This window comes from Pyramidobacter piscolens W5455, assembly GCF_000177335.1.
Lineage (GTDB): Bacteria > Synergistota > Synergistia > Synergistales > Dethiosulfovibrionaceae > Pyramidobacter > Pyramidobacter piscolens.
Genome location: NZ_ADFP01000129.1, coordinates 1 through 23,025, shown reverse-complemented (window position 1 = coordinate 23,025; position 23,025 = coordinate 1). Strand labels below are relative to the sequence as shown.

The window sequence follows — 23,025 nt, the reverse complement described above, 5'->3', positions numbered from 1 at the left end:
TTACAAGAGGCTGCGCAGCCGCCGGAAGACCGGCCGTCCAAAACGTACGCCGACAAACAGAAGCAAGCTGCCCAGCAGCAGGCCCGTCCACCATCCGTTGAAGCCGCGAAGCAGCGTTAGCGGCAAAGGCGTATGGAAATGGCAGAAGCTGTTCACCGCGGAGGAGAAAGCCAGCGTCACGGCCAGGCGAAGAACTTCCCGCCAATGAGACCACATTTCCTGACGTTTAAGATAGTACCAGACGACCAGGGCTGGATAGCCCACGAGGAATTCCTTGGTCCGGGGACGGGCGCCGAGGATCTTCTCAAGCCAGTCGCGGAACACGATCTCGGACGTCCCGACGAACCCGTAATTGCCGCTGCGCAGCAACATCACCACGGCAGCCAGCAGCAGCGCTCCCGCCAGCGCGATTTCGCCCCAGAGCGGCGGCCGCGACAAAATCTCGGGCAATGATTCGGGATGTTCGCGCTTATGCACGTCAATCAGCAGAATGAGGACGAGAGGCAGGAGCAAGCTCAGCTTGACGCCGCTGAACGTGCTCAGGCGATACATATAGAGAGGCACGGAAAAACGGCCCGCGATCACGAGACCGCCGACAAGCACAAGCAGGAAACCTTCCGCCGCCCCGCGCAGGGGAACCTTCCAGCGTTCCATGGACACCAGCGAAGCTTCCGCCGCCAAGAATCCGGCGGCAAACGCTCCGCCAAGACGAGAAAGAATTCCCGCGTACAAGGAGAACACGCCCAGGACGACGGCCGTCGCCGCCAGAACGCCCAAAAATCTTCTCCGGGAAAGGAGCGAAATGTCGAAATAACGCTCGACATATCTCGCAAGCAGCAGCAAAAACAAAATCTGCAGAGCGATCGCCGAAAAAAATGAATTGATCCATGGGCTGGACGGAGCGGGGACCGGCCACAGACGCTTGAAGCCGTTTTCGTCGAGGCGCGCACGCAGGGCCTTCACGTCCCCGCAATATTCGGCAAGCTGAGGGGCAACGGCGCGCAAAGGATCCAGACGGAGCACCAGGAGATGCACTTCTCTCTCCTCCGCGGCGCGATAAAGGCGATTCAGCATGAGGGGGCGAATGATATTCCTTTTCAGAACTTCCTCGCGATCCACAGCATGCAGCGACACGACGTTCGGCCAAGCGGCGGCGACCTGTCTGGCCGCTCCGTACTGCCGCGAAAATTCCACCTGCGCCATCAACAAACCGTGCCTCTTGGCAAAGCTGCCCAACAGCTCTGTATCAGGGTAGGCCGCGGCAATTTCTCCGGTAGGACAGAGAACTTTGACGCTGGGGAAACTGCCGCAGAGAAACGTCAAGCTCTCCTCAAGTTCTTCGCCTGAGCTGCCCATACTGGGCGACGGCGCGAAAACCAACGGCACGCCCGCCGCCGAAAGGTACTGCATTGAACGCAGATCGGGCAAGACTCCCGCTTTTTCCAGTTGCACATAAGGGTGCGGGATCTTGAAATAGACGGTCTGACCGTCAGCAACGCCCTCTCCGTTCTTGAAGCGCCTCTTCAAATATTCCTGCTGCAGTTCCGCCAACGCAGGGTCCCTAAGAATTACGACGGTCCCCGAAGGATAAGAAAAACGCTTGAGGACCGAATCGGGCAAATCGGCAGCCGGAACCGCCGTCACCTGATCGACGGCCCCTTTGCCGAGCTCTTCCGCCGTACACTCGGGAACCATGAACGCAGAGATTCCCGCCTCCATCAGCGCCGCAAATTTATTCCGCCCCTCGTCCGCGTTTAGGGCATGAAGTTCCATCAGGTCGAACACAAGCAGCGACGAGCGATTGGCGCGTTCCTGAAACAATCTCCATATGAGAGACGGCGTGGCGAGCGCCAATGCCAGGAACAGGAAACAGACAAACGCGCCGGCGTTATTTCTAGTTTTTATCATCATGAAGACACCTCCCAGAGCTGATTCAAAGAAAAACCCAGCTCTTCCATCATAGAGCCGAACAGGCACACCGGAAACCCCACGACCGTCGAGTAATCGCCGCGGATCGTCCGCGCGAAAAGACTGCCCACCCCTTGGATCGCATAGCCGCCAGCCTTGCCGAAAGGCTCGCCTGTCGCAACATAGCTTTCTATGACCGAAGCGGTCAGTTCTCTGAACTGCACCCTCGTGCAATCGTAACGAGAGAGCCGACGCTTTTTCCAGAACAGCGCCAGGCCGGTGTACACCGTGTGCTCCTGCCCCGAAAGAGACGAAAGCATGGCAAAAGCTTCCGCGCCGTCGTGCGGCTTGCCGTAAATCTTTGCGTCCAAGGACACCGCCGTGTCGGAAGCGATGATCAACGCCTGCGGATATTTCGCGGCAAGGGATTGCCCTTTCAATTCGGAAAGCCTCATCACCAAATGTGCGGGAGATTCGCCGGCAATTCTCTCTTCGGCGACATCGGCGGGGATAACGTCGAAGTTCAGGCCGATCTTCTCGAGGAGCTCCTTACGTCGGGGGCTCGCCGAGGCAAGGATGATGCGAACATCTCTCATGGGCATTAGAGCCAGATCAGCGCGACAAGTCCCAGCGCCCCGCAATACAAAGCGAAAATCCACCAGCGTCCGCGCAGGAGCGTGCGATGAAGCCAATACAACGCTATCAATCCGAAGACAAAAGCAAACAAAGCGCCGCCGAGCCAGCCTTCCGGAAGGGATACGCCCGCCCCGGCGGAATGGCGCAGTTCGAGCACTGCCGCGCCCGTTATGGCCGGGAGAGAAAGCAAAAACGAAAAGCGAAACGCTTCCGCCGCGCCCAGGCCGCACAGAATGCCTGCGACCAGCGTCGCCCCCGAACGCGAGATGCCGGGGATCACCGCGATCCCTTGAGCGATGCCGACGACAAGACCGATGGAAACGCAAATCTTACGCGTGCCGGCAGGAACGACCGCAAGAATCGACATCAAGGCGCTCGTCACCAAAAGCGCACCGCCGACGCCCGTCATCGAAGTACCGATTTTTTCCACGAAAGGTTTCAGCAGCAGACCGATAATCGCCGTGGGAACGGATCCAAAGATGACGGCCCAGCCGAAGTACCATCCTTCCGGTTTTTGTTTTTCCGGCGCTCCGAATCCATGGAAAAATTCCCAGAGCAGTTTCAGAATGTCCTTGCGAAAATAGACCAGCGTAGAGCAGACCGTGGCCACGTGCAACACCAGATCGAAAGCCAGCCCCACTTCGCCGCTCGCCGTCAGATGCTGGAATATCGCCAAGTGCGCGGAACTGCTGATCGGCAGATACTCGGTCAGCCCCTGCAATGCGCCTTGCAAAAGGGTGGAAATAAATGGAGTCATCGTCTTCACCTGCTTCACAGAATTTATCCGCCAGAAAATTTGTTCAGAGCTTTAAAGCTCTGAACAAATTCGACATCGTATTATAACCTGGCGATCAACGGAATCACAGCGGACGCGCTGCGCATATATTTCCTCAGCAGCTCCTTGCACCGCAGGGAAATTTGTTTTTTCAAAAGCTCGTCGTCTTCCGACGGCTCGCGTTTCAAAGCGCGGCGGACAGCTTCGGAAAACTCCTGACGCATCCCCTCCGCGTCCTTGAAATGGATCTGACCGTAGCTTTCGAAACAAGGCTCGCCGACAAGAAGTCCTTTCTTGTCAAGCGTTATGGAAACCACGAGCACCCCGTTCTCCGAAAGTTCCTGGCGCTCCTTCAGGATCGAGCCTTCTTTCTCCCCCAACGCCATGCCGTCCACCAGCACGGCGCCGGCCTGCACTTTGCTTTTGACTCCGGCCGAATTCCGCGCGATCGAAAGGATGTCGCCATTGTTCATGATGAAAATATTTTTCCCGGGAATTCCCACTTCTTCGGCGAGCTGCGAATGACGGATCTGCATGCGGTATTCGCCGTGAACGGGCACAAAATATTTAGGCTTCACCATACTGAGAAGCATTTTCAGCTCCTCTCTGGAGGCGTGTCCGGAAACATGCAGCCCCGCTTCCCGCCCATACAGGACTTCGCACCCCAGCTCGAAAAGTCTGTTGATGGTGTTGCTGACCAGTTTTTCGTTGCCGGGAATGGGATTGGCGAAAAGAGCCACGACATCCTTACTGTCAAGCTTGACTCGATGGTGAGCGCCCTTGCTCATCAGAACAAGCCCGGAAAAGGGTTCTCCCTGGCTGCCGGTCGTCATCACGACAAGATGGGAATCGTTGTAAGAATCCATTTCCGCCAATGGGACGATCGTGTCCGGCTCGGCCTTGATATACCCCAGACGTATGGCCAGCTCGACGTTGTTGACCATGCTGCGGCCGGCAAAGACGACTTTCCTGTTAAAGCGTGCCGCCGCGTCGAGAACCAGCTGAACGCGATGAAGGTTGCTGGCGAAAGCGGAAATGATGACGCGCCGGTTGCGATAGGTGCGAAAAAGATTGTCGATGGCTCCACTCAACGACTTTTCGGATTTTGTAAACCCCTCGCGTTCGGCGTTCGTGGAGTCGGAAGCCATGAGCAGCACGCCCTTCCGCCCCAGCTCGGCGAAAGCGGCGTAATCGGTGACATGCTCGTCGACGGGCGTGGGATCGAACTTGAAATCTCCCGTATGAAGCACGATGCCGAGGGGCGTCTCGACGGCAATCCCCAAAGCGTCGGGGATCGAGTGACAGACGGAAATGAACGTGACCTTGAAGACGCCAAGAGAGATCGTTTCTCCCGCTTTGACCTCCATCAACCGCGGCTTGTATCTCGGCGCGGCCTCCAACATCTTCCCCTCGATCATCCCCAGAGTAAGTTTGGCGCTGTACACGGGAACGTCGAGTTTGGGCAGCACGAACGGCAGCGCGCCGATATGGTCCTCATGGCCATGGGTGATCAGGATGCCGCGGATTTTTTTTCGATTCTCTTCAAGATAGGAGATATCGGGAATGACAAAGTCGATGCCCAGCATCTCCTCATCGGGAAACATCAGGCCGGCATCGATCACCACAATGTCATTTTCGTATTCTATGGCGTACATATTCTTGCCGATTTCCCCCAGCCCGCCCAAGGGAATAAACTTCAGCGTTTCAGCCGGCGCAGAGGCGATTTTTCTTCTGTGGGCATAGGCGGCGCGTGAGACGTTCACTGTCGTTCCTTTTTCGCCGATCGTACGTCGGCTGCGCATGCCGCCTTTGCCCTTTCTCTGGGGTGACACCGTTGCGGGCTGCGTTGATATTGCACTTTTCGAATTATTTTTCATTTCAACATTCCTTGTCTATGATTTTTGCGATGACTCTCGCAATGAAAGAACAATTCTGCTAAAATAGCGTTTTATAAGGCATCTTTGCATCTCAATCTTTCTTTCCCCAACTGGAGGTATAAAAGTGGCTGAACACAAACACAACGACGATACTGTTTTAATGACTCAGGAAGGCTATGACAAACTGAGCACTGAATTAAAACAGCTCAGAAGCGAAGAACGTTATAAAATCGCCCGCAGAATTGAAGAAGCTCGTTCTTTCGGCGATCTCAGCGAAAATGCCGAATATGCCGCGGCCAAAGACGATCAGGCCAAACTCGAAGGCAAGATCCAAGTCATGGAGTACCAGCTTTCACGCGCCAAAATCATCGATTCGGCCAGCTTGGACAATTCGCACGTTTCGGTGGGAACGACCGTGACCATCATGGATATCACCCACAACAAGGAGTTCGTCTACTCCATTGTCAGCTCGGAAGAATCCGACCCGGAAAAGGGGCTTATTTCTTCCGTGAGCCCCGTAGGGCGGGCCCTGATGAACAAACGAGTGGGCGACGAAGTGCCCGTCAAGGTCCCGATGGGAATCCGCAAGCTCAGGATCCGCAAGATCAGAGTCAAATAGTTCCGGCTGCCAAGTTCTTTGCGGATCGCAATGCAAAAACGCTGAGAGGCTCAGCATGATGAGCTGTGCCTCTTTTCTATTATATCCCACTCGTTTCCGTTTGTGTAAATTTTGTGGCGAGAAAGTATTACCGCTTCGCGTCGTTTTTTCGGATTTCACCGATCGCAAACGACAAATCAGGCCATGTCGGTTGAGCCGTACCCGACATGGCCTGATTTGTCGTTTCTATATACAAAGCGCTCTCTAAACATCAAATTGAGGCATTACGATCTCCGCTTTTTCCGCCTGTTCCGTGCCGTCCTTTTCCATAAGGGTCGGTTCGTAGCGTTGCCGGCGCACAGCCAAACCGCCGGGACGCCCAAAGGGATTGCTCAAATTCTCGCTGCCGATCTTGAACCGGCTGTCAGGGAACGCCGTGATGGCAAAAGATAACGTGATCCAGTCGTTGTTGTTGCTGTCCGTCAGATCGTCGTTCACCGTCAGCTCCCAGCGCGTACAGCAGCTGTTGTCGTAAGTCAGGACGTATCCCATGGAAGACAGTTCGTTCTTATTGCCGGTCAGATCAAAAACTCCCTGCACCGCGAACGTAAGAGAAGGTCCGATTTTTACGCCCACGCGCTGATAAAAGGTGTCCGTATCGTAATTGCGATCCCAGCCGTTGCCGAATGCGGAACGCCCCGACACCCTTTTCTGCTCGAATGCAGAGCCGATCTCAAAACCGCCGCAGGACGCCCTGACGCCCAATGTCCCGATCGTCACGATCTGGCGATCGCTGCCGTCGTTCTTATAGCCGTAATTCCAGTAGTCGCCTTTGAGGAAGGGAGAAATGGTCCAGGCGCCGAGCCGAAAGGGGTATTCGGTGTAGTAATCGATTCCCCAGCCATAGCGCTCGATAAAATCGCCCTGATAATCCCTCCGATTGACTCCCGTTTCCTGAAATCTTCCCCAGTTTCCCTTGAAGCGGGCATACTGAGAGAAGTCGCCGATATGAAGTCCGACCCACGGAGAGGTCAGTTCCACTTCCGGATCGCGCCAAAGCGTCGTTTCATATTCTTTCTGACCGGGCTTTCTTACGACCGAGCGCTTTTCTCTCTCAGCCCAGCCGATGTCCATGGCCCAGCCTGACTGCGCCAGAGCCGCTCCCCAGAAAGGACGGGACTTTGTCTCGTCCGTATTGCTGTCGTACTGATGATTGTCTCCCGCATACAGAGACAGCCACGGGGCCACCCGTTGATCGACGCGCGCCTGATATTCGAACATGCCTTCCTGCCAGATCCCCGCGCCGAGGGCAAGCTGTCCGTTGTTCCAGAAAAAGGTCGAACGCGCTTCCAGCCCCAAGTGTTTGTCGCTGTCATAGTTCGGCATGATCGTCACGACGTTTTTCGACTTTGGCTTTTGATTGACGACCATATTGAACGGTATCGTGAACAGGTACGCGGAACCTGCATAAACTCGAGGATGATAAAGCACGATATACTTCCCCGGAACCATGACGATTTTCTTGGAACGAAGTAAATAATGGGGGTGATCCTGCTTGCAGGTCGTATACGAAGCGCCGTTCCAACGCACGACGGCGCTGTCCGGAGCGCTTCCAAGCAGATATTTTCCCCGCAGCCATTTTTTCTCGTGCGCCGTCTGCGGATCCGCAACTTCAACTTGCGCTCCTTTAATGTAAACGGCACCATAAGGGACTTTTGACGAGCCTTCGGCTCCTTCGATATATCCGGTCGAATCGTTCAGATGATACTCAAGAAAGTCCCCCGTCAGCGTGTCCGTATTGTGACGCTGGAACTTGATTTTTTTCCCGGCGGAGGCAAACGCTCTGATCACATTCGTCTCCGAATCAAGCGTCACTCGGTCCGCGCGGAACACCAGATCAGTATAGCGCACGACGGCATGTCCCTGCGCGGTGGCGAGATGGTTGCCCTCGTCAAAATCAATGCTGTCCGCCTCGAGGACGACAGGCAGAGTGTCCGTGACCTCGGGCAGCTTCTTCTGCGCCGCCCGGACGTCATTCGTCGGCGCCAGCAGAGAGAAAACAAGCAACAACCCCCCGAGACACGTCGAATATTTCGTCATTCGCTCCACCACCGTATGCATCCATCTTTGACAAATATTTTACGTTGCCCGTCCATAACCGCATTCTTGCAGACCAACGTATAAACGTCGCCGCTTACGGTCACTCCCCGAGGAAAATCCCACACGTCGTTTTTTTGCTCCCAGCGAGCTTCCGGCGTTTTCCATTCAAAAGGATGTTCAGAGCGTTGCCATATTCCGTCGGCATCACGCAACGTCAACGTACCGTTTTCATGATCGTAAGCTCCGTTGGGCGCGTTGATTGTGCGCAAACCGGATGGCCCTACGATTTGGGTCGAAACTTTGTTCAAATGCTCCACAGGATGGTCGCGCACAACGTTCTCCGCGCTGATCTTCCACTGGTCCTTGCCGACGTTGCGAACTGCCGTGACTCCTCCTATTTCCCAGCTCAATTCCTTGCCGGTATCGACGAGGAGTCTTACGGCATCGAGATCGCGTCTCAGGGCTCTTCCCCAGAGGGCCAGTGCAAGCGCAACGGATACAATGACCAGGGCTCTTATGCAATTCCGCCGCACATGACCATTCCTTTCCAAAGTCCCTTACGGTTCAGAGGCTGTCAATTTCGGTTGCCTTTTTGGGGGGCTCAGCAGCGTTCTCCACTTTCGTTTTTTCTTCGTTCACTTTCTGCAAATTCACGGTTTTGCCGCTCAAAACATCGACATATTTATCGCTCGCCAGCGCTCTCAAAGAGGCCGGGATCGGGTATGCGGGAACCGAGACATTTTTCTCGGTCTCGGAGTACATGATGGCCCCCGCCGGCACTTCTTTGGCGTTGCCGCGGATAAAGAATCCGCCCGCCAGCCCCAACGGCCCCAACGCAAGTGCGCCCACAAGGCTCGTTCCCGCTGCCGCCGCATAACTGGCCTCAAACTCTGTCGCCTTTTTGGAGGCTTCGCCTTCGCTCAGAGGCAAAGTCGGATCCCCCAGAGTTTTCAAAGATTTCACCGAGAGCCTGATCTCCGAAGGACGGCCAAAGCTGCGAGGTTTCTTGACTGACGTGACGATCCCCTCCGCAGGAGCGCCCACAGGGGCGACAAGTTTATTGTTCACGATAAGATTATGCGTGAGCTTCAACAAAACCCGATCGCCTTTTTTTGTTACCGAAGGTTTCAGGGTTTCCATCAACTGCAAGCGAACGACCGTTCCTGCGGGAACCTCGACCGGCTCGGAAGTGACAGGATCGGAGACGACCGTACCGAGCACTCGTTCCACCCGCATCGCCATGGGCTTGTCTTCCATGGAACTTCCTTCGAGCCTTTTTTCGACAACGGGAATTCTTTCGACAAGCGGCTTATCGGCATTATTGAAAATCTCAAGGCCCCATTCGGCTACGCTCATCTTGTACAGAAGCGACGGCTGCCCTTCGGTTCCCTTCTCGAGGTAATCGACATGGGCGGACTCGCGTTCCGCCAACGTGCCTTGCAGTTTCGTGCCGTAAAGATCCTTCTCTACGCTGTCGAGCCTTGAAATCAAACCGCCTGAACGCACTGAACCATAAATCGCATTTTCCAGCCGATCAATCTGTTGCGCCGCCGTCGTGTCCGTGGCAGCGCCCGCCGCGCTTCCCAGAAGACTGCACAAAAGTAAAACAATCCCTGCTTTTTTCATGTCTTTCGCTCCTCTTGTCTTTCTCTATTTTTCAGCGCAGATAGCTCATCGGATTCGTCGGGCTGTCGTTGCGGCGCACTTCGAAATGAACATGCGGCCCTGTAGCGCGCCCACTCGATCCCACCGTGGCGATCACAGTCCCTTTTTTCACGTTCTGCCCTTTGCGGATCATCAACGACTGGCAGTGGCCGTATAAAGTCGTATACGTGCTGTCATGACGAATAATGACCGTCCTTCCATAACCGTTCATCCAGCCGGAGAAAATAACCTGGCCTCCTCGCGAGGCGCGTATCGGAGTATGCCGGGGCGCGCGTATGTCTATTCCGGCGTGGAAAAGCCTGGCCCGCCGAATCGGATGCCGGCGCCAGCCGAACGGACTGGAGATTTTTCCCACCACCGGCCAGGAAAAACGCCCCGCCGCCCCGGTGGCGGCTTTGGCAACGGGGGGAGCCGTCCGCGACATGCCGCCGCCGCTTGAACTGCCCCGATATACGGCAATAGACTGGCTTGCGCCAGGGATAAATACCTCTTGGCCGGCATTCAATTCCACTTTATCGCTTAATCCGTTCGCCATACGGATCGCCCTCTCGGCGACGCCGTATTTCTTGGCAAGGGCGTTTAAAGTCTGCCCTTTGGCGATCTTGACGCTCAATCCGTCCTGATTGGGAATGCGCAGCACGATGCCGGGAGAAAGCCGGTCCGGCGTGCGGAGGATGTTGGTTCCATAAAGAGAATCGATGCTGAGGTTATTTGCGCTGGCAATGGTCCACAGAGAGTCGCCCGGTTTTACCGTATACTTCCGGTATTTTACCGGATCCGCTCTCTGTTTGGAAGCGAGTTTTTCCTCGGCGCGGCTCTTTTGTTCTTCCAAGACGTCTTCCAGCAAATCTTCCGTGCGCGGAATCAAGAGAACCTGTCCCGACGAAAGCCTGTCAGGATTGCGGATGTTATTCGCCTTGCTTATCGTCGCGACAAGAATTCCGTACTTCCGCGAGATATCGACCATCCGTTCGCCCTGACCAACAGTGTGTTCCAGCCAAGGACGCTCATCAATATCTTCGTCCATCTCGTCCTTCTCACCCAGCAGCCGGACAATGACGTTGCTGTCGTCGGCTTTCTGATTGCTCAACTCCGAAAGAGACAACGTCATAAAAGGGTCATGCACCGGCAACGGTTGATCAAAGGACTGGTCTTCATTCATCGCGGGAAGGATCGCCAACCTCCCGCCGCCAAGAGGATCTTCCTCGGGAACGACCTCATCCAGCATCAAACCGCTCTCCTCGAATTCAGGAGAATCCGGGAGCAGGGGCGAGATAACGCCACTGGTATTTTCCCGCTCAAGCTGAACCATTTGCCCATGAGCCAGCGCCGCACGCGCTTCGAAAGAAGGGAAAAAAGCGGAAAGCGGAAAATCCTTATAGGCGGGCAAATCTTCGGCTTTGAAAACTGCCAGAGAGATCGCGCCGGCTGTCGCCAAAATCATCGAGCCCATCAGGCTCCAAAAAACTCTGCGGTTGTTTTTTTTGTCCAATCGGTCCAAGAGTAATCGTCAACTCCTCGATAGATACTTTTCTCAGGGTGCCAATCACGCGGAACGTTTATTCCATATCAAGAAAGACACAATACATCTCATTATAAACGCATCTATTATACTCGTTTCGGACGGTGAATTCATCTATTCCTTCCAAGAAATTTCAGCGCCCCCTTTCGCGCCCCAAACGCGCCGGGAGCGAACGCTTCCGGGAGAACGCGGAATGTTTGCAGGAAAATCGGTATAAAATATGGGGTGAGGGGAACGATGATCGTCTCCCCTCACCCCATATTTTATACCGATTTCTCATGGAGCGGTTCAACACAGATGGATCCAAAGCTCCGCGGAAGTTCAGTGCAAGGGCGCATCTTCATTTTGCGCTTTCAGTAGGATGCGAATCTTCATGAGAGCAGCCCCGGCTGACGAGCTCTCTTTTCAAAGTCAAAGGAGAAACGCCCGTCGCGATGAAGTAAACTTTTTCTCCCAAGTTCATCAGGTGATCGGCCACACGCTTCAGATGGCGAAAAAGGTCAATCGCGATGAAGATTTCCGCAGGCGTCTCCGACAGATAAGGGGAAGAAAGACGCTGCATCAACGACTCGGCGCATTTACGGCAAATCCGCACGGTTTCGCGACGTTTTTCGCGGATCACGGCGAGCACGCCGCCGTCTTCTTTATCGAGCGCGCCCAGAAAGTCGTCGATCATCTCGCCGCACCGGCGCGAAACGTCAAGCAGATCGTCGATCTTGGGCAGCGGCGCGCGCCCGTGGTAATCGTTGACATACTCTTTCAGCCGTTCGGCGACGTTGACCGCCTGATCGCCGATGCGCTCGATATCCGTGATGATCTTCATGACCGCATAGACATAGCGCAGATCCTCGCGCATCGGCTGACGCATGGCGATGGAATAAAGGCATTCTTGATCGATCTGCTCTTCCAGCTCGTCGATCGCGTCGTCACCGCAGACGACATCCTCTTCCGCGCCGACGTCGAGCGTGCGCAGCCCCGCCACGGCTTTGGCCAGAGCCTCTCTGGCGCCGATCGTCATCTGCTGGACGAGCGCGTATATGCGCGCCTTGTCGGAGGAATAAAGATAATTTTCGAGGCTGCGCTCGCTTGATTCGCTCTTTTTAGTCGCCACTCACAGTCCCCTCCTTCCACTCGGGAAAGGCTCTTCCGGTCGAATATCTTGCCTGCTTCTTGGTGAACTCTTCGCCCTCGGCCACTTCTTTCGCCATGGCCAGGAACCCCTGCATCAGGGACACCAGCCGGACAGCCCGGGAGGCGTTGCGGTCGTAAGAAGTGCTTTCGCCCACTTCGCGGCGGATCTGGTTGCTCAGGCCGGCAAGTTCCGCCTCCTGGCTCTCCAGCGCATGAACCTGCCCTTTCTCGCCAATGACAAAGGCGCACAGAGCGGACCGCATACACTTGCGCGACAGTTTGCACCAGCGTTCCCACACGCCGTTCCCCAGAAGGGCGCGAAGCGCGTCATGAACCGCCGTCGACTCCAGATGGGACCGGATCGATCCTGTCAGCAGCTTGGACATGCCGCGCAGGATCGACATTGTGTAACTGATGATCGTAAAATCCTCCGACACTTTTTCTTCTTCGGCAGGAACGCGAATATGATAGGCAAACTCCTGACAGGATTCGCACAAATCGGCGATTGCCCGAGGCAGTTTTTCAAAAAGCGCGCCGTTGCGCTGCTGCGGTTCGAGCAGCATCTGCAGATATGCCTCCATGTAGTTGGAGAGGCGCCCCATTTCCTTTGACAAAAGCATGACCGCCAGCTCGGGGACATCCAGAATCTCCTCGTCGATATAACGGGGTTCGCTCAGGCTGCCGCTGCCCGATACGAGTTGGACGCCGATCCACGCGAGAAATTGAGGAAAAGGCAGAAACATGAGAATGTTCAACGCCGCAATCAGCACTTGACCGTACACCAGCTCCTGAGCGGCGGAGAGACCAAGGGAGACGAACATCCCGTGGACGAAGGGCAAGAGGCACAAGAAAATCAGCCCTCCCAACAGCTTGAAGAAGAACGTCGCATAGCCGAGACGCTGCGCGCTGAGCGAACCGCCCATGCCCGCCAACACCACCATGGTCGTGGAACCGATGTGCGCTCCCAGAGCGATGGGCAGCGCGGAAGTCGCCGGCAAAGCGTTCGACGCGGCCAGGGCGATCCCCAACGCCATGATGGCCGAGCTGCTTTGCAGCACTCCCGAGCCAATAAAGGCGATCAACCCCATCGCCGGCGCATTTGCGGCCCAGAGCGTCACCAGACGGCTGAACTCGGGATCGGCGAAAAGCGTTTTCGTGCCCCACCCCAGAACCTGCATCCCGAGGAAGATCAGCGCCAGGCAGCGAATCAGGCCGAATCCGGAACTGATCCATTTATTCCTGACCTTGCAGAGAAAATAGGACACGCCGAACATGAGCGGCGCGTAATCGAACAGATTCAGACTTAAAAGGAAGGACACGAACGTGCCGCCCAAACTGGCCCCCATCATCACGATCAACGAACCGGCGAAGCTCAGCATGCCGACATCCACGAATCCGACGGCAAACGACGTCGCGATGGTGCTGCTCTGCGTGAGCGCAGAAAGGACCACCCCCAGCAAAAAAGCCTGCGCTTTCCTCTTCGTAAAACGGGCCATCGCGTTTCTTGCGTTCGCGCTCATATTCTCACGAAAAAAACGCGAGCTCTGGTCGACGCCGAAAAGGAACAGCGCCAAGCCTCCCAAGATATTGACAAAGCTGGAGAAATACAACAAGCACAATCGCCTCCTCCGCCTCTTCACGGCAGGAGGCGGTTTTATTTCAACTATCCGCTTTTGCGGCTCTCTTGCGCTTCAGCTCGGGGAAAACAGGCGCCAAAAGCATCGCTCCCGCGATCGCCAGGAGCGCCGCGCTCAGAGGGCGCGTATAGAGGAGCTGCGGGCCTCCCATGATCAGCGTCATCTGCAGATTCGTCTCGATCAGCGCTCCCAGTACCAGCCCAAGCACGATCGGCGACAGCGGATAATGAAATTTTTTCAGAATCCAGCCGAGCGCGCCGAAGCCGAGACACACGCCGACGTCGAACACCGACGAACGAACGGCAAAACTGCCCACCATGGCGAACGCAAAGATCAGCGGATAAAGCACGGTCTTGGGGATTCTCGCCACTTTGATCCACAGGCGGCTGCCCCACGTCCCCAGAAAATAGAGCACCATATTCGCAACAAACAGACTCGAGAACAAAGTATATACCAGTTCGGGCTGCTTCGCAAAGAGCTCCGGCCCAGGACGCAATTCATGGATCATCAGCGCGCCGATCAACACCGCCGTGGAGGCGCTGCCGGGAATCCCCAGCGTCAGCAGCGGCACCAGCGCGCCGCCCACCGAGGCGCTGTTGGCCGCTTCCGCAGCCGCAACGCCCTCGTAAGCCCCCGTGCCGAACGTCTCGGGACGTTTGGACAACCTTTTTTCCATGTCATACGCCAGAAAAGAAGCGATCGTCCCGCCGGCGCCGGGGAAAATGCCGATCAGCGTTCCCAGAATGCCCGAACGGATAATGGACCACTTCAGACTCAGGTAAGTTTTGAGCGACGGCCACTCCGACACGCGTTCCTGCGCCGCTTCATACGCTCGATAATCGTTTTCCTCGATGTTGGCGAAGACTTCGCTGAGTGCGAACAGACCGATCAGCGCCGGCACAAAGGAAAATCCATCGTACAGATTGAGAATGTCAAAAGTAAAACGGCTCACGCCGTTGACGTGATCCAGACCGATCGTGTTCAACACGAGCCCCAGCAGCACCGCCATCAGCGACTCCGCCCACTTCCGGCCGGCCATGGACGAGACCGTAGATAGCCCCATCAGCGCCAACGAAAAGTACTCGGCCGGCCAGAACGTCAGCGCAAAATTCGCCAGCGGCGCCGAGAACAGGACCAGAATGACAATGCCGATAAAACCGCCCCACACGGAGGCGACAAGGGAAATTCCCAACCCATAGCCCGGCTTGCCGCTTTTCGCCAGAGGATACCCGTCAAAAGCCGTGACGACCGCCGACGGCGTTCCCGGCGTGTTGATCATGACAGCCGTAATCGAACCGCCGTAATTCGAGGCCAAATAAATCGCGCACAGCATCACCAGCCCCATCGTCGGCGACATACCAAACGTGAACGGCAGCAGAATCGCCACCGCCATCGAAGGCGACATGCCCGGCATCGCGCCGCCGAGAATGCCGACGACGACGCCGGCGGTGACAATGAGAAACGGACCGGCACCGATCAGATTGCGAAGCCCCGACCAAAGGTTCGTCATCAAATCCATAGTCATCGCTCCCCGTCACACGAACAGTTTGCTGAAAAGCGTCCCCGCCGGAAGGCCGAGCAGAAGCACCTTGTTGAAAACGAACCACGTGAACAGAACCCAGCAGGCCGCGGTCCCCAGGATCAGCAGGATCCGCCGCTCGCCCAAAAGCAGCATCAGCAACACCAGCATAGTCGCCGTGCAGACGAAGAACCCCAAGGTGTTGAACTGTGAAATGGCCGCTGCCACAATCGCAAAAGCCAGAAAAACCTTATCGATGCGGCCATACCCAACGGCCTTGACAGCAGGGGCCCGCCATGTACGAAACAGCTGAAACAGAGAAAGCGCCAGCAGAGGCGTCGACCACAGATAGGGCATCAGCTTCGCGCTGCTGTCCATGCCTTCCATCTCTTCAAGGCCGCTCGTGAGAAAGACAAACACGGCAGACAGCTCGACAAAAGCCGTCGACACCAGCAGAGAACCCAGCCGGCCCTTTTTGCCGCAGACGACGAAAAACAGCGCGGATACCGCGAGAACCGCCGCACAGACGCCGACGATCACGCCCAGGCCGCGAGGATTGTTCAGCGACAGGACAAGTTCCTGCATCGACTGCATATATATCGACACCTCTCTTTTTTGAAAAGCGGCCCCCGTTTCGTGAACCACAAAACAGGAACCGCTTTTTCAACCGTGCCGCCCGTTTACTTGATCATCCCGGCTTCGCGCAGGGCGGTCTTAGCGTTCTCCACGTCGGCTTTGACCTGCGCGGTAAACTGATTGCGTCCCCAGTCGACCACGTCGATGCCGTCGCGTTCAAGATATTCTTTCCATTCCGGATCGGCGGCAACTTTTTTGTTCAACGCTTCCCACCACGCATAGGCTTCTTCGGGAGCGCCCTTTTTAATGGCGAAACCGCGCCACATGATCTCATTGTCCAGACCTTCATAGCCCAGTTCCTTGAACGTCGGCGCGTCGGGGAACTGCGGCAGGCGCTCGGCTCGGCACAAAGCGAGGATCTTGTAGCCGGGACGGCCGGCCATATCGGCGGGATTGCCCACGTAGGCCACGCTCTGGCCGCTCAGCGTTCCCATCATGGCCTCGGGGCCGCTCTTGTAGGGAACCCACTTGGCCTTCATGCCGACGATGCGCCAAACTTTGGTCGCCAGCACATGATCGTTGCCGCCGGGGGCGGGACCGCTCCATAGCTGGGCGCCGTTTTTGGCCCTGGCGTCGGCGACGACTTTCTCGAACGTGTCCAAATCGCCTTCCGCGGCGCCGATGACGCACTCGGGATCGCGCATCAGCATCGCGACCCATTCCATGCTCCAGATCATCTCGTCCTCGTTTTTCTTGGAGGACAGGACCTTGTTGACGACGGCGGTCGTAGGGGCGAAAACCGTATAACCGTCCGCCGGCTGCTGAAGCACGTGCCCCAGCCCCACCAGCCCGCCGGCGCCGGTCACGTTTTCGACCACAAAGGTCGCGTCGGTGTACTTGGCGGCGACAGAGATGAACTTGCGGCTGGTCACGTCCATCAGTCCGCCCGGGGCCACGTAATTCACAATGTGGATAGGGCGCTCGGGATAGACTGCGCAGGCAGCCGAAGCAAACATCGCCGCACACAGAACGAAAGCGCATGACATTGCCTTACGGAATCTCACGAAACAACACCCTCCTTCATCAGTTGCCTCTCTGTCCCCAAGACCATTTCCAGAGAACGGAGGCCGCTTAAGCTTTAAAAAGCTGAAACAACAAACCATGCCGCAGGCTGCGGTCGCTGACCGTCATTTCCCTGGCGCCGGTCAGTTCGAGAACGGCCTTGACGATGCAGGCGCCGGCCAAGATCACGTCCGCCCGCTTGGGCTGAAGGCCAACGATCTCGCGGCGCTGCTCCAGCGTCTTGGCCGCATAATCCGCAATCTGAGCCTTCACGTCGTCGAGACTCAGCGTGGATCCATGAATCACATCGGGATCATATTGAGGCATTTTATGCTTCACCGAAGCCATGCTGGTGACCGTGCCGCCCATGCCGACCAGAAACGCGACGGGGCCGGTAACGCCGCCGTCGGCCAGTTCCTTTTTGATGGCCGCCTGCGCCTCCGCCAGCCTGTTCGCGGCGACGGGCACTGCCGCGAGGTACTGCTCGGTAAAGCGGACGGCCCCCACGTTGAGACTGAACTTTCTCACAATCTTGCCGGCTTTGCCAAAAACAAACTCCGTGCTGCCGCCGCCGGTATCCATCGTCATCAGATCGGCCTCAGCGGCCCCTTCGATGCCCGACATCACCGCCACATAGGAAAGCTGCGCTTCTTCCTCGCCGGAAAGCACGCGCAGTTCCACGCCGCAGAGTTCTTTGACGCGGGCGATGAAATCCGCGGCGTTCCCTGCAACGCGCAAAGCCATCGTCCCCACGGCGACGATCTCGTCGGCCCCCGCCGCTTTCGCCTCGCCTACAAAATTCGCCACGGAACGGGCGTTGCGCTCCAACGCCTCCGCGCCGATGCGCCCAGCGTCTTTCAGACCTTCGCCAAGACGGGCAATATCATTGACGTCCTTGATGACTTTGTAACCGCCGGCCCCGGAGCCTTCCGCCAGACAGAACTTGATCGAGTTGGTGCCGATGTCGATGATCGCTTTTCTTGAAAGCATCTTATTTGATCCCCACCGACTTCTTCATGGCCTGGATGTAATTCATGTTCTTCACGCCTTTCATGCCGAGCTTCTCCACGACTTTCACGATCAAAGCGGGATCTTCGTGCTCGACGCACATCGTCCGCCACGCCACGCCGTTGAATTCCGCTGCGGCGATCTCGGCCGTGGCGCCGTCGATCTTGTAAATGTCGCGGTTCTTTTTCACCCGCACAAGCTCCAGATCTTCATGAGGCGTGACAAGCTCCCCGATAAGCTGGTCGTGAGTGTACTCGGCACGCTCAAGCTCCGGCAGCTCCACCTTGAGGATTCTGGCCAGCTCGGAAAGTTTGTCCGCGGCGATCGGGAAGCCCGTCTTGAGAACCGGCAGCCATTGCTCCAGGCCGTCGGCATTGACTCTTTGCAGAGACTTGACGTCGATGAGGTCGAAGCGGATCTTGACATTTTCGTCGCTGTTTCTGGAAAGGATGTATTCTTCGTCGGTCCTCTTGTTCGAATCCACCGTCAGGGCCCGCAGCGTTTTTTCGCCGACGCCGAAATCTCCCTTGCCAAAGGTCCGCCACTCCCAGCGCGCCACAATCGCCATACAAAACTCCTCCTTGAAATGAGACGTGTCTCCGCACAACCGGGGAAATTTGCCGACAAGCACTCAGCGTTCCTCTCAAAAGTTATTGAAGACATTTTTTTCAAAATTTATCCCCGAAATAAAATATTGACAGATCATTTCGCTTGCTTTCCGTAATGAGTCATTTTACTCGCCAATGAAGCGATGTCAATACCTTCATAGCTCCCAAAGGCGCGGCAGAAACTCGTGATTGGTCGAAAATCGGCACAGTATAAACCGTTTTGCAAAAAAACGATCCCAATCATAACAGAGGCAGGAACCGAAGATCTTCGGCTCCTGCCTCTGCGCGTCTCATGATTCGTTAAAGTTATTCCGCTTCAAGAGGCTTGGCTTCCGCCAGGCTCTTGTACACGCGATAACGTCTCTTGGCGTCTCGCTCGGCCTTTGCATAGAGCTGCTCGGCCATTTCAGGATTGGTCTTGGCCAGCGAAGTGTAGCGGTTCTCGCTCATCAGGAAATCACGGAACGAAGCCTTGGGCTCCTTGGAATCGAGGACAAAGGGATTCTTCCCCTGTTCTTCAAGCTCGGGATTGTAGTGATACAAATGCCAGTAACCGGCTTCGACCGCCTTCTTCTCCTGCTCTTGACTTTTGCCCATGCCGGCTTTCAGGCCGTGGTTGATGCAGGGCGCGTAGCAGATGATCAGCGACGGACCGTCGTAAGCTTCCGCCTCGCTCAGGATCTTGACCAGCTGGTTCTTGTCGGCGCCCATGGCACACTGAGCCACATAGACGTAACCATAGGTCATGGCGATGCGCCCAAGATCCTTCTTGGCAACTTTCTTGCCCGCCGCGGCAAACTTGGCGACGGCAGAAGTGGGCGTGGATTTGGAAGACTGACCGCCCGTGTTGGAGTACACTTCGGTGTCGAAGACAAGGACGTTGACGTTCTCGCCGCTGGCAAGGACGTGATCCAGACCGCCAAAACCGATGTCATACGCCCAGCCGTCACCGCCGAAGATCCAGATGGATTTCTTGACAAGATAGTCGGCCAGGTCGCCGACGTGAGCCAGTTTGGCGTTCAGTTCTTCGTCGCCGAGATCGCAATCGAGCACTTCGTACACCGCTTCGGCTGCGGCCTTGCTGCCGGCTGCGTCGTTGCGAACGTCGTACCACCCCTGCAGCGCCTTGCGAACCTCTTCGGGCAGCTTGTCGGACGCAAGCAGCGCTTCGACATTGGCCGTCAGATCGTTGCGGCTGTTCTTGACGGACATGGCCATTCCGTAGCCGTACTCGGCGTTGTCCTCGAACAGAGAGTTCGCCCAAGCGGGGCCCTGTCCAAGAGCGTTGGTCGTATAGGGCATGCTGGGAGCGGAAGCGCCCCAAATGGACGAGCAGCCTGTGGCGTTGGCGATCATCATGCGGTCGCCGAAAAGTTGCGTGACCAGCTTGGCGTAGGGCGTTTCACCGCAGCCGGCGCAGGCCCCCGAGAATTCGAAGTAGGGCGTGGCGAACTGGCTGTTCTTCATGTTGTGGGTGTTGACGCGGTCGGACTTGTCACTGACGTGCTCAATACCGAAATGCCAGTTCTCCGCCTGATCCATCTGAGAGGCGAGAGGCTTCATCTCAAGAGCCTTCGCCGGACAGATGTCGGCGCAGTTGCCGCAGCCAAGGCAGTCAAGAGGGCTGACCTGAATGCGGAACTGAAGCCCGGCAAGCTCCTTGGGCGCTTTCACCGGCAGCGTCTCGAAACCGGCCGGCCTGCGAGCGGCTTCATCCTCATCAAGCAGTACGGGGCGAATGGTCGCGTGAGGGCAGACCATCGAGCACTGGTTGCACTGGATGCACTTGTCCTTATTCCACTCGGGAACAAAAACGGCAACGCCGCGCTTCTCGAAAGCGGAAGTGCCGTTGGGGAACCGCCCGTCCTCGATGCCTACAAAGGCGCTGACGGGCAGCTTGTCGCCCTCCTGGGCGTTGATCGGATCGACGATATCCTTGATGAAATCAGGACGCTCCTCGCAGCAACTGGCAGCTTCGGTCTTGGGAGCGTCAACCGCCTCGGCCCAGGCCGCAGGGATATCGATCTTCTTCAGAGCGCCATAGCCCTGATCGACCGCCGCATTGTTCATGTTGATAATATCTTCGCCTTTGCGACCGTAAGACTTCTGGATAGCGTCTTTCATGTACTTGACGGCGTCTTCCATGGGGATGACGTTCGCCAGCTTGAAGAACGCCGACATCATGACCATGTTGGTACGGTTGCCAAGGCCGATCTTCTGGGCGATATCCGTGCCGTCGATCACGTAGAACTGAATGCCGTTTTTGGCCAGATAACGCTTGACCTTGGCCGGGACGTTGGCTTCGAGGGCATCCATGCTGGTCCACTGCGTGTTCAGAAGGAAGACCCCGCCCTTCTTCAAACCGGCGGTCACGTCGTACTGGTGCAGGTATTCCTGTTTATGGCAGGCTACGAAATCGGCGTTTTCAATGAGATAAGTCGACTTGATGGGCTTTTTGCCGAAGCGCAGATGCGACACCGTGATGCCGCCCGACTTCTTGGAATCGTAGGAGAAATAGCCCTGGGCATAGAGGTCGGTGTTGTCGCCGATGATCTTGATGGCGTTCTTGTTGGCGCCGACCGTGCCGTCGGAACCAAGCCCCCAGAACTTGCAGCGGATCGTCCCTTCCGGAGCGGCGTTGATCGTCTCGCCCAAAGGCAGCGAGTGGTAGGTCACGTCGTCGTTGATGCCGACCGTGAAATGATTGACGGGCTTGTAGTTCTTCAGATTGTCGAACACCGCCTTGATCTGCGTCGGCGTCGTGTCCTTGGAACCCAAGCCGTAACGGCCGCCGACGATCAGCGGACGCTCGGCTTCGGCGTATTCCTCGAACAGCGAGCAGACATCCTGATACAGAGGCTCGCCCAGCGCGCCCGGTTCCTTGCAGCGGTCAAGCACGGCGATCTTTTTGACAGTCGCCGGAAGAACCCTGAAGAAATATTTGGGGCTGAAAGGACGATACAGATGGACGATAACCAGACCGACCTTCTCGCCGCGGGCGGTCAGATAATCGACGGTCTCCTCGGCCGCTTGGCAGGCGGAGCCCATGCAGACGACCACCCGTTCCGCCTCGGGATCGCCGTAGTAATTGAACGGATGGTACTCGCGCCCCGTCAGATCGGAGATCTGTTCCATGTACTGCGCGACCGTCTCGGGCAAGTCGTCGTAGAAACGATTGCAGGCTTCGCGCGCCTGGAAGAAGATATCGGGATTCTGCGCGGTCCCCTTGGTGTAAGGGTGCTCGGGATTCATGGCGTCGGCTTTGAATTCGGCAATGGCGTCATAATCGACCAGCTTTGCCAGATCGTCGTAGTCGAGGACTTCGATCTTCTGAACCTCATGAGAGGTGCGGAAACCGTCGAAAAAGTTCAGGAACGGCACGCGCGCCTTAATGGCCGTCAGATGAGAAACTGCGGTCAGATCCATGGTCTCCTGTACGCTGGAAGAAGCCAACATCGCAAATCCCGTACCGCGGCAGGCCATCACGTCGCTATGGTCCCCGAAGATCGAAAGAGCGTGGGTCGCCAGAGCGCGGGCGCTGACGTCGAAAACGGCGGGAAGGCGTTCGCCGGCGATCTTGTACATGTTGGGGACCATCAGCAGCAGCCCCTGAGAGGCTGTAAAAGTCGTCGTCAGGGAACCGGCGCTCAGCGATCCATGAACAGCGCCCGCCGCGCCCGCTTCGGACTGCATTTCCGAAATTTCGACGACCCGGCCAAAAATATTCTTTCTCCCCTGCGCAGCCCATTCGTCACAATCTTCAGCCATCGGCGAAGAAGGCGTAATGGGATAAATCGCGGCAACCTCGGTGAACGCATAACTGACATGCGCGGCAGCCATATTGCCATCCATTGTCTTCCAATGTTTTGCCATTTCGAAACTCCCCCTTGATGATAATTAAGACCTGCTGTATCGATAAAATCGAAAAGGTCTCCCTTTTCCTTCTAACCCCATCTACGCTGAAACCCCTGACTAAAATGCAAACTGCGCGCCACAAGACAAATACACAGGAATCCCCTATTGAAGCAATTAAATTCTATCACGAATGTCATAAAAGTTTGCGATTTATCGCCAAGAAAAACAACGAAAAAAAATAATTGAGTAAAATCTTCACAGTGTATACTGTATTTTCATCTCATTGATGCAGGTTAGTTGTATTCTTGCAGCAGACGAAAAATCATCTCGTCCCGGTGCAAAATGCCCTCTGTAAGCCCTCACAGCGACTCTAAATAGAAAGCATAAACACAGTGAACTCATCACAGTGAACTCAATCTTCAAAGGGCAGAGCAAAAAAAGATCGGCGGAAGGGCTTTTGAAGGGGCCCCTCCGCCGACAGCAACAATATTAAAAACAATATTTTAAAGAAGATAACAGGGAACAGAAGGGAAAAGGGAAACAGGCGC

17 protein-coding genes are annotated in these 23,025 nt (G+C 56.2%); 1 reads left to right on the top strand and 16 read right to left on the bottom strand.

Annotated elements, in window-relative coordinates; genetic code table 11:
* The 4 genes from HMPREF7215_RS11280 to HMPREF7215_RS11265 all read right to left on the bottom strand — a co-directional run bounded on the left by HMPREF7215_RS11280 (position 1) and on the right by HMPREF7215_RS11265 (position 5,121).
* Positions 1-1,911 (bottom strand): DUF5693 family protein, encoded by a 1,911-nt coding sequence (locus HMPREF7215_RS11280; RefSeq protein ID WP_009166035.1) that lies wholly within the window; start codon positions 1,909-1,911, stop codon positions 1-3.
* A complete protein-coding gene (locus tag HMPREF7215_RS11275) occupies positions 1,908-2,504 on the bottom strand; it encodes a Maf family protein (protein ID WP_040551172.1) in 597 nt (198 codons plus the stop codon). The genes HMPREF7215_RS11280 and HMPREF7215_RS11275 overlap by 4 nt, the downstream gene beginning before the upstream one ends.
* Positions 2,505-2,509: 5 nt before the next feature.
* Positions 2,510-3,301, bottom strand: a complete 792-nt coding sequence (locus HMPREF7215_RS11270; RefSeq protein ID WP_040551171.1) for an undecaprenyl-diphosphate phosphatase — start codon at positions 3,299-3,301, stop codon at positions 2,510-2,512.
* Positions 3,302-3,381: 80 nt separating this feature from the next.
* Complete coding sequence (locus tag HMPREF7215_RS11265; RefSeq protein WP_156797546.1) at positions 3,382-5,121, bottom strand: ribonuclease J; 1,740 nt, start codon at positions 5,119-5,121, stop codon at positions 3,382-3,384.
* Between the two features lie 199 nt (positions 5,122-5,320).
* On the opposite strand from HMPREF7215_RS11265, the gene greA reads away from it, so the two are divergent.
* Positions 5,321-5,815 (top strand): transcription elongation factor GreA, encoded by a 495-nt coding sequence (gene greA / locus HMPREF7215_RS11260; protein WP_009166031.1) that lies wholly within the window; start codon positions 5,321-5,323, stop codon positions 5,813-5,815.
* Positions 5,816-6,058: 243 nt separating this feature from the next.
* Here greA and HMPREF7215_RS11255 read toward each other — a convergent pair whose 3' ends face one another.
* The 12 genes from HMPREF7215_RS11255 to nifJ form a co-directional block, all read right to left on the bottom strand.
* The gene (locus tag HMPREF7215_RS11255; protein WP_009166029.1) at positions 6,059-7,894 is read right to left on the bottom strand and encodes an LPS-assembly protein LptD; all 1,836 of its coding nucleotides are present in this window, start codon (positions 7,892-7,894) and stop codon (positions 6,059-6,061) included.
* A complete protein-coding gene (locus tag HMPREF7215_RS11250) occupies positions 7,891-8,427 on the bottom strand; it encodes a hypothetical protein (RefSeq protein ID WP_040551167.1) in 537 nt (178 codons plus the stop codon). Before HMPREF7215_RS11250 ends, HMPREF7215_RS11255 begins: the two co-directional genes overlap by 4 nt.
* Before the next feature lie 31 nt (positions 8,428-8,458).
* A complete protein-coding gene (locus tag HMPREF7215_RS11245) occupies positions 8,459-9,520 on the bottom strand; it encodes a hypothetical protein (RefSeq protein ID WP_009166027.1) in 1,062 nt (353 codons plus the stop codon).
* A 31-nt stretch (positions 9,521-9,551) separates the two neighbouring features.
* Complete coding sequence (locus tag HMPREF7215_RS11240; protein ID WP_009166026.1) at positions 9,552-11,060, bottom strand: peptidoglycan DD-metalloendopeptidase family protein; 1,509 nt, start codon at positions 11,058-11,060, stop codon at positions 9,552-9,554.
* Between the two features lie 361 nt (positions 11,061-11,421).
* Complete coding sequence (locus tag HMPREF7215_RS11235; RefSeq protein ID WP_009166025.1) at positions 11,422-12,192, bottom strand: phosphate signaling complex PhoU family protein; 771 nt, start codon at positions 12,190-12,192, stop codon at positions 11,422-11,424.
* Positions 12,182-13,825, bottom strand: a complete 1,644-nt coding sequence (locus HMPREF7215_RS11230) for a Na/Pi cotransporter family protein (RefSeq protein ID WP_009166024.1) — start codon at positions 13,823-13,825, stop codon at positions 12,182-12,184. Before HMPREF7215_RS11230 ends, HMPREF7215_RS11235 begins: the two co-directional genes overlap by 11 nt.
* A 46-nt stretch (positions 13,826-13,871) precedes the next feature.
* Complete coding sequence (locus HMPREF7215_RS11225) at positions 13,872-15,368, bottom strand: tripartite tricarboxylate transporter permease (RefSeq protein ID WP_009166023.1); 1,497 nt, start codon at positions 15,366-15,368, stop codon at positions 13,872-13,874.
* Positions 15,369-15,383: 15 nt separating this feature from the next.
* Positions 15,384-15,962 (bottom strand): tripartite tricarboxylate transporter TctB family protein, encoded by a 579-nt coding sequence (locus HMPREF7215_RS11220; protein WP_040551166.1) that lies wholly within the window; start codon positions 15,960-15,962, stop codon positions 15,384-15,386.
* 86 nt (positions 15,963-16,048) lie between these two features.
* Positions 16,049-17,008: a tripartite tricarboxylate transporter substrate binding protein gene (locus HMPREF7215_RS11215; protein WP_009166021.1), complete on the bottom strand. Its 960-nt coding sequence runs from the start codon at positions 17,006-17,008 to the stop codon at positions 16,049-16,051.
* Between the two features lie 67 nt (positions 17,009-17,075).
* A complete protein-coding gene (locus tag HMPREF7215_RS11210; protein ID WP_009166020.1) occupies positions 17,076-17,996 on the bottom strand; it encodes a Ppx/GppA phosphatase family protein in 921 nt (306 codons plus the stop codon).
* A gap of 1 nt (position 17,997) precedes the next feature.
* Positions 17,998-18,582: a hypothetical protein gene (locus tag HMPREF7215_RS11205; RefSeq protein ID WP_009166019.1), complete on the bottom strand. Its 585-nt coding sequence runs from the start codon at positions 18,580-18,582 to the stop codon at positions 17,998-18,000.
* 346 nt (positions 18,583-18,928) lie between these two features.
* Complete coding sequence (nifJ, locus tag HMPREF7215_RS11200) at positions 18,929-22,495, bottom strand: pyruvate:ferredoxin (flavodoxin) oxidoreductase (protein WP_009166018.1); 3,567 nt, start codon at positions 22,493-22,495, stop codon at positions 18,929-18,931.
* Positions 22,496-23,025 lie beyond the last annotated feature (530 nt).